7 protein-coding genes are annotated in these 11,679 nt (G+C 62.9%); 3 read left to right on the top strand and 4 right to left on the bottom strand.

Annotated elements, in window-relative coordinates; genetic code table 11:
- Positions 1-434: ATP-binding cassette domain-containing protein (locus ABYO54_RS07440; RefSeq protein ID WP_372807618.1), on the bottom strand; the 434-nt coding region annotated here is incomplete at its 3' end.
- Complete coding sequence (uvrA, locus tag ABYO54_RS07435) at positions 431-3,247, bottom strand: excinuclease ABC subunit UvrA (protein ID WP_372807617.1); 2,817 nt, start codon at positions 3,245-3,247, stop codon at positions 431-433. The genes ABYO54_RS07440 and uvrA, both read right to left, overlap by 4 nt.
- A gap of 215 nt (positions 3,248-3,462) precedes the next feature.
- Between uvrA and ABYO54_RS07430 the strand changes: the two genes are divergently transcribed.
- Positions 3,463-7,584, top strand: coding sequence for a Calx-beta domain-containing protein (locus ABYO54_RS07430; protein WP_372807616.1), 4,122 nt, complete (start codon positions 3,463-3,465; stop codon positions 7,582-7,584).
- Positions 7,585-7,605: 21 nt separating this feature from the next.
- Here ABYO54_RS07430 and ABYO54_RS07425 read toward each other — a convergent pair whose 3' ends face one another.
- Both ABYO54_RS07425 and ABYO54_RS07420 read right to left on the bottom strand, forming a co-directional pair.
- The gene (locus ABYO54_RS07425; RefSeq protein ID WP_372807615.1) at positions 7,606-7,866 is read right to left on the bottom strand and encodes a hypothetical protein; all 261 of its coding nucleotides are present in this window, start codon (positions 7,864-7,866) and stop codon (positions 7,606-7,608) included.
- A gap of 67 nt (positions 7,867-7,933) precedes the next feature.
- On the bottom strand, positions 7,934-8,959 hold the full coding sequence (locus tag ABYO54_RS07420) for a tRNA dihydrouridine synthase (RefSeq protein WP_372807614.1): 1,026 nt from the start codon (positions 8,957-8,959) through the stop codon (positions 7,934-7,936).
- A gap of 278 nt (positions 8,960-9,237) precedes the next feature.
- On the opposite strand from ABYO54_RS07420, the gene ABYO54_RS07415 reads away from it, so the two are divergent.
- Both ABYO54_RS07415 and ABYO54_RS07410 read left to right on the top strand, forming a co-directional pair.
- Positions 9,238-9,963: a TIGR00730 family Rossman fold protein gene (locus tag ABYO54_RS07415; protein ID WP_372807613.1), complete on the top strand. Its 726-nt coding sequence runs from the start codon at positions 9,238-9,240 to the stop codon at positions 9,961-9,963.
- Between the two features lie 47 nt (positions 9,964-10,010).
- Positions 10,011-11,432, top strand: a complete 1,422-nt coding sequence (locus ABYO54_RS07410) for an RtcB family protein (RefSeq protein ID WP_372807612.1) — start codon at positions 10,011-10,013, stop codon at positions 11,430-11,432.
- Positions 11,433-11,679 lie beyond the last annotated feature (247 nt).

The following is an 11,679-nucleotide window of genomic DNA, read 5'->3' as shown; positions in this document are numbered from 1 at the left end:
TCCGATTGCGAGGCCGCATCCAACCCGTCGAAGGGCTCGTCGAGAATCAACCGCCGGGGCTTTTCCGCCAGCGCACGGCAAAGCTGCACCTTCCGGAATTCGCCCGTCGAAAGATACTTCAGGCCGCGCCCGAGGATCGCTTCCATCCGGAAATCCACGAAGAGCGATTCCAGCTCCGGCGAAACGGGCCCGCCCTCCTGAATGAATTCGAAGGCCGAGCGCCCGGGATCCGGACAGTCCAGAAAGTCGGAATCGTCGTTGCGCCGCTCTTCCTCGATCACCTCGATCTGCTGCTCGAGCGACACCAACGAACAGGCGGCCTGCGCGGTTTCGAACAATTCCACCGCCAGCAAACTTTTGCCGGAACCGTTCGTCCCCAGCACCGCGCACGACGCCGTGCCCGCATCCAAAAACCGGCCAATGCGCTCGATCACAGGAGCTCCTTGAGATACTGCCCGGTGAAGGACGCCTCGCACTGGGCCACCTTTTCGGGCGGACCGGAAACCACGACGCGGCCGCCGTTGATGCCGCCGCCGGGACCGAGATCGATGATATGGTCGGCGCGCTTGATCATGTCGAGGTTGTGCTCGATGACGATGACGGTGTTGCCCTCGTCGCGCAGGCGCTCGAGCACTTCGAGCAGTTTGTGGACGTCGGCGAAGTGCAGCCCGGTGGTGGGCTCGTCGAGGATGTAGACGGTCTGCCCGGTGGAGCGCTTGCTCAGCTCGCTGGAGAGCTTGACGCGCTGCGCCTCGCCGCCGGAGAGGGTCGTGGCGGGCTGCCCGAGCTTCAGGTAGCCGAGCCCGACATCCATCAGCGTCTTCATCTTGCGCTGGATCTTGGGCACCGCCTCGAAAAATTCCTGCGCCTCGCTGATCGTCATATCCAGCACATCGGCGATGCTTTTGCCCTTGTAGTGGACCTCCAGCGTCTCCTTGTTGTACCGCTTTTCATCGCACTGCTCGCACGGCACATAGACATCCGGCAGGAAGTGCATTTCGATCTTCAGGATGCCGTCGCCCTTGCAGCGCTCGCAGCGGCCGCCCTTGACGTTGAAGCTGAAGCGCCCCGGCTTGTAGCCGCGCATCTTCGAGGCGGGCAGCGTCGCGAACAGGTTGCGGATGTCGGTGAACGCCCCGGTATAGGTGGCCGGATTCGAGCGCGGCGTGCGGCCGATCGGCGACTGGTCGATCACGATCATCTTATCGACCAGCTCCAGCCCCTCGATGCTCTTGTATGGTCCGGGCGCATCCTTCGACCCGTTGAAATGGCGCGCCAGCGCGCGCTTGAGCGTGAAGTCGGTCAGCGTACTCTTGCCGCTGCCCGAAACCCCGGTCACGCAGGTGAACAGCCCCAGCGGGAACTTGGCGTTGACCTTCTTGAGGTTGTTGGCCTCGGCCCCCTTCAGCTCGATCCAGCCCTTGAAGGGTTTCATCCGTGCGGCAGGCACCTCGACCTGCAACTCGCCGCGCAGGTATTTCGCCGTCAGCGTATCGGCCTCAAGCAAGCGGTCGGTTCTGCCGGCAAACACCACTTCGCCGCCGTGGCGGCCGGCGGCCGGCCCCATATCCACCACGAAGTCGGCCGTGCGGATCGTCTGCTCGTCGTGTTCGACCACAATCACCGTATTGCCCAGATCGCGCAGCCCCTGCAGCGTATGGATCAGCCGGTCGTTGTCGCGCTGGTGCAGCCCGATGCTCGGTTCGTCCAGCACATAGACCACGCCCACGAGCCCCGCGCCGATCTGCGTCGCCAGCCGGATGCGCTGCGCCTCGCCGCCGGAGAGCGTGCCGCTCTCGCGGTCGAGCGTGAGATAATCCAGCCCCACGTTCACCATGAAGCCGAGGCGCGACCGGATCTCCTTGAGGATCTCCTTGGTGATCAGGGCTTCCTGCTTCGTCAGGTCGAGCGTGTCGAAAAACCGTTGCGCATCGATCACCGAGTCGGTGATGATTTCGCGGATGTTGCGGCCGTTCATCAAGCAGGCCAGCACCGCCGGGCGCAGGCGCGCGCCGTTGCATTCGGGGCAGATGCAGCGGGTCATGTAGCCGCGCAGCCAGTGGCTCATCGCCTCGTTCTCGTTGCTCTCCACCCGTTCCATCAACATCGGGAAAACGCCTTTGAACGGCTTTTTGATCAGGCGGCGGCGCATGTAGTATTCAATGTCCTCGTCGCCCGAGCCGTGGAAGAGTTCCCGCTGAACGGCCTTCGGCAACGCGTCGAACGGGGTGCGCGGGTCAATCCCGTGCCGCTCGGCGAGGGCCTGCAGCAGCTTCTTGTGGTAGATGATCATGCGCCGCCCGCCGTAGCGCCACGGATGCACGCACGACTCGATCGCCAGCGATTTGTCCGGCACCACCTGATCCTCGTCGAACACCATTTGGGTGCCCAGTCCATGGCAGGTCGGGCACGCGCCATACGGGCTGTTGAACGAAAAGTGGCGCGCCTCCAGTTTGTCGAAACTGATGCCGCAGTCGTTGCAGGCGTTGTGCTCCGAAAAGAGCCGCTCCTCCCAGCCGCCCTCCTCGGTGGCAACCAAGGCCGTCACCAATCCCTCGGCCTGCCCCAGCGCCAGCTCGACCGAGTCGGTCATGCGGCTGCGGATGTCGGCGGCGATCGACAGCCGATCCACCACCGCATCGATGGTGTGCTTGAAGGTTTTCTTGAGCTTCGGGACGTTTTCGATTTCGTAGACCTCGCCATCGACGCGGGCGCGGACAAAGCCCTGCTTGCGGATCTGCTCGAACACCTCGACGTGCTCGCCCTTGCGGCCGCGCACCATCGGCGCCAGGATCATCAGCTTGGTTTTGGCGGGCAGCAGCATCAACTGCTCGACGATCTCCTCGGCGCTCTGGCTGGTGACGGGCTTGCCGCATTGGTAGCAGTGCGCCTTGCCGATGCTGGCGAACAGCAGGCGGAGATAGTCGTAGATCTCGGTCGTCGTGGCCACGATCGAGCGCGGGTTCGACCCCGCCGTGCGCTGTTCGATCGACACCGCCGGCGAGAGCCCTTCGATGTAGTCCACGTCCGGCTTCTGCATTTGCCCCAAAAACTGGCGCGCGTAGGCCGAAAGGCTCTCCACATACTTGCGCTGCCCCTCGGCATAGATCGTGTCGAACGCCAGCGACGACTTTCCCGAACCGCTCAGCCCCGTTACCACCGTCAACTCGTCGCGCGGGATCTTGACGTGCACATCCTTCAGGTTGTGCTCCCGCGCCCCCGCCACATTAATCCATTGCTTCGCCATAATCGGAATCTCCATCAATGCGCGAAATGATACCCGCCCGCTCCGCCTATAAAAAACAGAAAGAACCGAATAATAGCCCCTCCCCGCCGGCGCATCCGATCCGTCATGGCCCTCCGGGGAACCGTTTCGCGCCGCAGAACCGCAAAACTTAATTTTGCAAAAACAGTTCTCACAATGCACAAGAGAACCAACCTTTATAACCGTGGGAGGTCGCCATGTTGTCGATCCGCAAATCTCTGGCCTTGATTCTTTTTTCGCTCGTTTCCCTGGCCGTCCGATCGGACGCCAACACCCACACCGTGGACGAGCCCAACGGCAATTCAAATTGGACGCTAACGGTCCAGGTCAATGGCGCCGACTTCCTGGAAGAAAAAGCGGACTACCTCTCCGACGTCTATTCCCTGGAAAAGCACGTGATGCTCTACCGCATTAAAAAGAGCGCCTCCGTGGAATATACCTTCCACTACGCGGGCGGAACCGGCGATTCACCAACCTACTCCATCAACGGAATGGAAGGGACCAGCTTTTCCCAGGAGATAGAAATCCCCCGCGATACGGATGTGGCCCTCGGCGGAGGGGTTATCATTGCCAACGTCTCATGGGAGCAGGACAACGGAAGTGGCGGCAGGGAGATCGTCACCATCGAGGCCCGCTTTGTGTGTCAAATTCATTTCTACAAACCGCTGGGGGTTGAACTGCGGAACTCGTACGGCGCCGGCGTGAGTTATTCCGTCGTCACGTCCTACGTCACCCCGTATATCCAGACCGATGCCGGCGGATATTCCAGCATTCAAAAATCAAACCAACTCCAGGGCGATGTCGGCGTGAAAATCGAACCGGCCGAGGGTTCGCCCATTCGGTTGGATAGCGGCTGGTCCCGCACCGATAGCGGCGGCGTTCACTCCTTCCATGCCTATGCCGATCTGGATAGCGACCAGGCGGTGCCGGGTTGGGTTTTCGGCGATGTTGCGATCAGCGCGGTTAAAGGCGGGGTTGAGCTGGAAGTTGCGGAAAGGATCGATATCCCGTTTGCCATCGTCACCAGTGTTTATCGGGCCGCGGTGCGCGATGAAATCAGCGGAGGCCTGGGCGAAACGGTTTTCGTCGGCATGCAGATCCAGGAGGGAACGGGCATCCAAGTCGGAACCGATTTGCTTTCCGGCTACCTGAACCTGCGGTTTTGCGACGGCACGGATGCCTTTATCGAGGCGGCCGCCGCGGAAGGACTGACGGTCTACGTCGGCAAAGGAATGCTGGTCCAGGGGGCCAACCTGCTGACGATCAGCTTGCGCAACACGCTGCAGGAGTGGAAAGACACACCGCGCCGTTGCATGCGCCTGCGGGTCCACAAGACCCTCGGCGGAATGCTCGACACCGCGCTGGGGGTCCCCGACAGCGTGGGCATCGTCTCCGAAACGCCCGGCAGCGTCGTCGAAAAATGGCTGATCAACTGGACGGAAGAAGGCTCCTATAAACCGTTTGAGTTTTCCGCTCCCCCGACGGGGGCCATGCGGGCGTCGAGTGCTTTTGCCGAGACGCTTGCCCGGACGACCGAATCCAGCGACCCCGTCGTGTCCAGGGCCGCCATCCGCACCGACTTCGGCATCTATACCGACGGCAAAATCTATGCCGAAAACATGGCCGGCAATCTACGGCTGGAACTACTCGACGGCGGTCCGGCGGGCATCCTGCCCGCCGGCGAAGCCGCCATGATCCTGCCCGAGCGGGCGGGCCAATCCGGCACCCTGCTTTCGGAGGCCGCAACCGGCTCGACCGCCTGGTCGGCCCCGGCCCCCGCCGCATGGACCTTCACCCCCGCGGATGCCGAAACCATCACGACCCGCACGCCCGCCTTCACGGTTTCAACGGCGGATTCGCAGGGGATCGTTCCCGAAAGCTTCCGCATTCTGCTCGACGGCACGGAGGTGACCCGCTGGTTCACCATCGACGAAGCCAACCTCTCCGGCGAAGTGCCGGCAACCCGGCCGTTGACCAACGGCCTGCACACCTTGGCCGCCGGTTGCCTGACCCTTCAAGGCGACTGGGAAGAGCAGTCCGTTTCATTTACGGTGCTGGCGGAGCCTGAAGCGGTCGAAACCCCCGACGTCGCGGCCTTCTCCGACGGCGTTTGGCTCAGTTGGGCCCCGACCGCCGACGCGGCCGGCTACCGCGTGTGGCGCGCCCCGGCGGAGACAGGACCCCAAACCCTCCTGACTCCGGCCCCGCGCACCCAGCCGGGATTCCTCGACGAAGCCCCCTTGCCGGACAACCACTATTGGATCGAGGCGGTCGATGCCTTCGGCCAGACCGCCCCGCAAACCGCCGTCTCCAGCGTGTGGAGCAATGGTCTGCCGGCCGCCCGGGCCGCCGCCGCGCCGGGCACCGCCGCGCTGCTGGAAACCCCCGCCGGCGTACAGGTTGATTTCGACGCCAGCGGGCGCGCCTACAGCCGATGGACGCTGCGGAGCGCCCCCTCGGCCTCCGGTCCGTTCACCGACCTGCTGCCCGGCGAACAAACGGTGGCTTCGGGCTTTGTGGACACCAACGCCACGCCGGGAGCCACCCTGTTCTACGAACTGGCCACCCTGCGGCTCGACGGCACCGCCCAGTCCGTGCAGACCCAGTCGGTCGTTTGCGCAACCATCCCGTCGGCCCCGGTCGCCCCGTATTGCATGCCGGCCGCAACCGGCCTGCGCATTTCATGGAATCCCTACGCCGACTTCCGCGCCGACGGCCTGCGGCTGTACCGGCTTCAAACCACCGGCTACGAACTGCTCGCCACCCTTGACGGAAACGCGACGGACTACATCGACACCGAGATCGCCGCGGGAGAAAACGCGCTCTATCAGCTGCGCGCCTACGGGAGCGGCGGCGAATCCGCGTTCGTTGCCGCCGGGGGCGCTCGCCCGGCCTTCGCGGCCGAGGCGGCGGTGGTCAATCTGCCCGCCGAGGCGCTTTGGGTGCACGAAGGCGACGGCACCGTCACGGTGCCCGTCACCCGCACCGGAAACCTGGCCCAACCGGCCCTGATCGCATACCGCGTTTGGAACGGCGGAAAAGCCCAGGCGGTCGAGGATGTCGATTTCGAGAAGACGGCCAACACGCTGTTTTTTGCCGCCGGCCAGACGGCAACCAACCTGACGGTCGCCCTTCTTCCCGATAGCGAGTATGAGTGGACGGAGGGCTTTTCGGTGACCCTCGGAACCGGATTCGGCGCAACCGAAGCCGGCGCGAATGCCACGCTCGACATCAACGTGGAAGACTCCGACATCATTATCATGGCCGATTACGCCAGCGAGATGAGCGTGGACGAAACCAATGCGCAAGCGCAGGTTTGGGTCGAGCGGGTGGTTCCGAGCACCCGCGCGGTTTCGTGCGAGCTCTCCTTGGCCGCCGATCCCGGCACCGCCGTGGCCGGCGTGGACTATACGGCCTTCGCCCCAATCGCGGTGGTTTTCCCCAGCGGCGTCACCCGCGTCGCCTGCCCGGTCCCCCTGCTCGACGACGCCGACAAGGACGGCACCAAGCAGTTGCGCGTCACGTTGTCCAACCCCGCGGGCGGCGCATGCGTCTCCGAGTGGAACAGCACGCTGGCGATCAACATCCGCGACGACGAAACCAAACCCGGGCAGATCCGCCCGCAGCTGGCCGACACCCTGCTGGTCGTTCCGCCGGGACAGGACTCGGTGCAGATCCCGCTGGTGCGCGAGGGCGGCACCGACGGAAGCATCAGCGTCTGGCCCAGCGTGTTCGACGGCAACCTGCCGTGGGGGGCGATTTCGACCGTAACCACGCCGTTCGGCGAAGGTACGGACAGCGGCACGCTGACCGTCACCCTCGACCGCAGCGGGCTTGACGGACGCATGGCGCCCTGCGGTGTGCTGTCGATTGCGAACAACGACTATCCCGGGGATCTACATTCCGTGTTGCTGGTGTTCCACCCCGATGGTGCGCCGGCGTCGGACTACGCGGCCTGGATTGCGGGCTACAGTCTGGGCTCCGAAACCAACGCCATGGACGACGCCGATGACGACGGGGCGCGCAATGTGGCCGAGTTTGCCCTCGGTTCCGAACCGGACGATCCCGATTCACGCCCCGGCTCGGTGCTTTCGATGGAATATGGCGGCTTCGCGATCAACCGCCCGATCCGCCCCGATCCCTACCTCGCGGTCGTCGCCGAATTCAGCGATGCCCTCGACGGCGACGTTTCCATGGCAGGCGGCTGGTGGACGTGGAACGAGACGGCCCTTCAATACGACGCCGAATTCAACACGTGGCTGAACGAGGCCGACACCCGCAAGTTCGGCCGCCTGAAGCTCATTTGGATCGGCGACTGAACCTGCGGAGAACGATGCGGTCTATAAGGGCTTTTTGCCGCGATAGGTGAACAGGTCTTTCCATTCGTACGATTCGGGGGCGCTGTAGATGTTCAGCGCGTCGAGGATCTTCTGCTGCATGTGCATCGTCAGGCGGCGGCCCTTGCGGCCTTTCTGGATTTGCTTGTGGGTGATGAACCCCGGCGGGGCGATCGATACCAGATCGTTGTTCTTGATGTTCTTTTCGGTCATGAGGGCATCCAGCGGCTGGGGGCCCACGTTCATTTCAATTTCTTCGGTCATAGGTTCCTTTTGGTGAATAGTGGCGATTCAACCGTGATGCACCCTGTCGGCCATCCCGTCTCGCGCTTCACTCATCACGCATGTTTTTCTGCATTAAAATGTCCACCTCTTCCATGATGGCATCGACCGTCAAGAGATGGGCGAGCTTCATCAGAAGCTGCTTCTTATCAAACAATCCCTTCACATAGTAGGGAATATGGGTGCGGAACTGGACGCAGGCCGATTCCTCGGGCGAGTGCTTGGTGGGCCGGCTTGACGCCTTTTGCTTCAATTCGTTCAGCGCCACCAGGCGTTGCAGGTGCTCCGCCATCAGGGCTCGGCGCGCGGCCAACCCCGGTTCGCAGGCGTCCCGCCCGCCGTATCTGATCTGTTCGAAGATCCACGGATTTCCGATGGCGCCGCGGCCGATCATCACGCCATCGACGCCGGAGACGGCAACCATCGTTTCGGCATCTTCGGCCGAGTTGACGCCGCCATTGCCGATGATCGGAATCTTCAGCGCCTGCTTCATTTCGCCGAGCGTCTCCCAGGCGGGGTCGCCGCCGTGGAAGTTTTTGGCGAGGCGGGCATGCACGGCGATCATATCCGCGCCGCTGGCTTCGACCACCTTGGCGATTTCGAGATGGTCGGCGGTCTCGTGGTTGAATCCGATGCGGGTCTTGACGGAAACAGGCAGGGAAACCGCGCCCTTCACCGCCTCGACAATCTTCGCCATGTGCGGCAAATCCTTGAGCAGCGCCGCCCCCGCCCCGCGCGATACCACCTTCTTTACGGGACAGCCGCAATTGATGTCGACCCAGTCGAAGCGCCCGGTCTGCTCCACGTATTTCGCGGCCTCGGCCATCGCCTGCGGATCGCGCCCGAAAAGATGCCCCGCGATCGGGTGCTCGTCCCGGGCGGCGTCGAGCACCTGGAAGGTTTTTTCGGAGTCGCGGCGGATGCCCTCGGCGCTGGTGAGCTCGGTATAGACCGCGCCGGCGCCGTGCTCGAGGCAAAGCGTACGCATCGCGGCATCCGTGTAGCCCGCCATCGGGGCGAGCACCACGGGAAAGTCGATCACGACCGAACCAAACTGGAGGGGAGCTAATTTCATGAAAGGTTTGTTGTTCCGCCTTCTGGCGGGCTTTTTTAGAAGGGGCGGAATCTAAACCGCCGAACACCGGAACTACAAACTTTATTCCCGAAGGAAACTGCCCGCTAAATGGATTGGCATTTCGACGGGGGAATCGATTTAATGCCTTCACTAGTATGGAGGTTACACATGTATGGTTTCATCATAGTGCTGGTATGCATTGCGGGCTCCATCGCCTGGGGTGTTACCGCAGGCCGCAAACGCCGCAAGGAATTTGAAAAGCAGGAAGGAAATAATAAATGATCGATCCACCGAAAGCCTACGAAAACATCCCGTTTCTCAACTCGCCCCACTGCCGCCCGGTCCGGCTTCAGCTGGAATACCTGCATCCGGAAGTCACCATGACCGAAGAGGGCGTGAAATCGACGATCGTCATGTTCGGAAGCGCGCGCATCCCCTCGCCCGAAAAGGCGGCGGACTGCAAGAACCCCAAGCTCGCCGGCCTCGTGCCCTACTACGAGGAAGCCCGCAAGCTGGCGGCCATCGTCAGCACCACCTGCCAGACCAACCACGAGTGCGAATACGTGGTCATCACCGGCGGAGGCGGCGGCATCATGGAGGCCGGCAACCGCGGCGCCACCGAAAACGGCTGCAAATCGATCTCGCTCAACATCCAGTTGCCGTTCGAGCAAAAGGCCAATCCCTACGTCACCCCCGAGCTGAACTTCGAGTTCCACTATTTCCACATGCGCAAGATGCACTTCCTGCAACGCGCCAAGGCGGTCGTCATTTTCCCCGGCGGCTTCGGCACGTTCGACGAGCTGTTCGAGGCCCTGACGCTGATCCAAACCAAGAAGATCGCCCCGATGCCCGTCGTCCTGTTCGATGCCGAGCACTGGAAGCGGCTGGTCGATTGGGAATATCTGGCCGAATGCGGCCTCATCAGCCCGACCGACCTCGACATCATCACCTTCTGCAACACCGCCGAAGAGGCCTGGAAGGTGATTGAGGAGTATTACGCGTAGCCAACGTCCGCCGCAGCGCCGAACAGGCGGCACGGCAACCCTTTTCCATGAAACCGAAGGATCCAATCAAGCTGGGCGTACCGCAGGGTGCCGCGCTGAAGGAAGCCATCGGCGCGGCGCGGCGTGCCGCCGCGAAGGGCATTAAAAAGCGCGAGCTGCTGGCGCGTGTTTGCGCCGTACTCGAGTCGCCGGCGGACTTCGCGGACGACGAGGTTTTCGGGGCGCTGTCGGAGGCGCTGACGGCCCATCCGGAAGCGGCCGCCGCGCGGACATTCCAGCCGCGCGAGTCGCCGGCGCCCTATCGGATTTGGGGCGCGGGGCTGGAGGCTGGCGCCATCGAGCAGATGAACCATGCGTGCGCCCTGCCGGTTTCGACGGCGGGAGCCCTGATGCCGGACGCGCATATCGGTTATGGATTGCCGATCGGCGGCGTGCTGGCGACGGAGAATTGCGTGATCCCCTACGCGGTCGGAATGGATATCGCGTGCCGCATGAAGATGACGGTGCTGGACCTTCCGGTGTCGCACATCCGCGGCGAGGAGGGGCGGCTGCGCAACGCGCTGGAGCGCGAGACCGAGTTCGGCGTCGGCGCGGGGTTTTCGAAACGGCACGAACACGCCGTGATGGATGCCGACTGGTCGGTGAGCCCGGTGACGAAGAAGCACAAGGACAAGGCGTGGTTCCAGCTGGGATCGAGCGGTTCGGGCAACCACTTCGTGGAATTCGGAACGCTGACGCTCGAAAAACCGGAACTCGGACTGGCGGCGGGTACCTATACGGCTTTGCTGTCACACAGCGGCAGCCGCGGCACGGGCGGCGAGGTCGCGAAGTACTATAGCCAACGGGCGATGGAGCTCCACCCGGAGTTGCCGAAACACTTGAAACACCTGGCCTGGCTGGCGCTGGATTCCGCCTGCGGGCAGGAATATTGGCAAGCCATGCTGCTGATGGGCCGGTATGCCGCGGCCAACCACGAATTGATCCACCGGGCCATTGCCAAAAACCTGGGCGCGCTGGTGCTGGCGGACGTGGAAAACCACCATAACTTTGCGTGGAAGGAAACCCACTTCGGCAAGGAGGTGATCGTCCACCGCAAAGGAGCGACGCCCGCAACCCGGGAAACGCTCGGCATCATCCCCGGCTCGATGGCGACGCCCGGCTTCGTGGTGCGCGGCAAGGGCAACGCGGAATCCATGAACTCGGCATCGCACGGCGCCGGGCGGGCGATGAGCCGCACCGCCACCAAAAACTGCTGCTCGTGGAGCCAGGCCAAACGCTTTTTGGCCGAACACGACGTGGTGCTCATCTCCGCCGGACTCGACGAAGTGCCGATGGGCTACAAGGATATTCACGAAGTGATGGCCGCGCAGACCGACCTCGTGGACATCATTGCCCGCTTCGATCCAAAACTGGTGAAAATGGCGCCGGAAGAGCCGACGCGTAGACGGCGCGGTTCGACAAAACAATAGGTCGAAATGATCCCCCTCCCCTGCCGTTTCCAATCGTTTTTTCGAATCCATGGAAAAGGCTCATGAAAAGAAGCCGGTCCCGAATCATAGCCGACGTTCTGCCTGCGTATTCAGAAATATTCCGTAGCACCGGATTCCGATCCGGTGTTTTCCGCCAACCCGATCCCCGGAGAGGAAACCGTAGTCGGGTCGGGTTCGTGTGGGGAGGGGCACGGGCTCCGTGCCTTGGTCGCAGAGCCTGCGACCC

This window comes from Pontiella sp. (assembly GCF_041622395.1).
GTDB lineage: Bacteria > Verrucomicrobiota > Kiritimatiellia > Kiritimatiellales > Pontiellaceae > Pontiella.
Note: the sequence above shows the minus strand (reverse complement) of the source record. Positions and strands in the feature narration are given on the sequence as shown.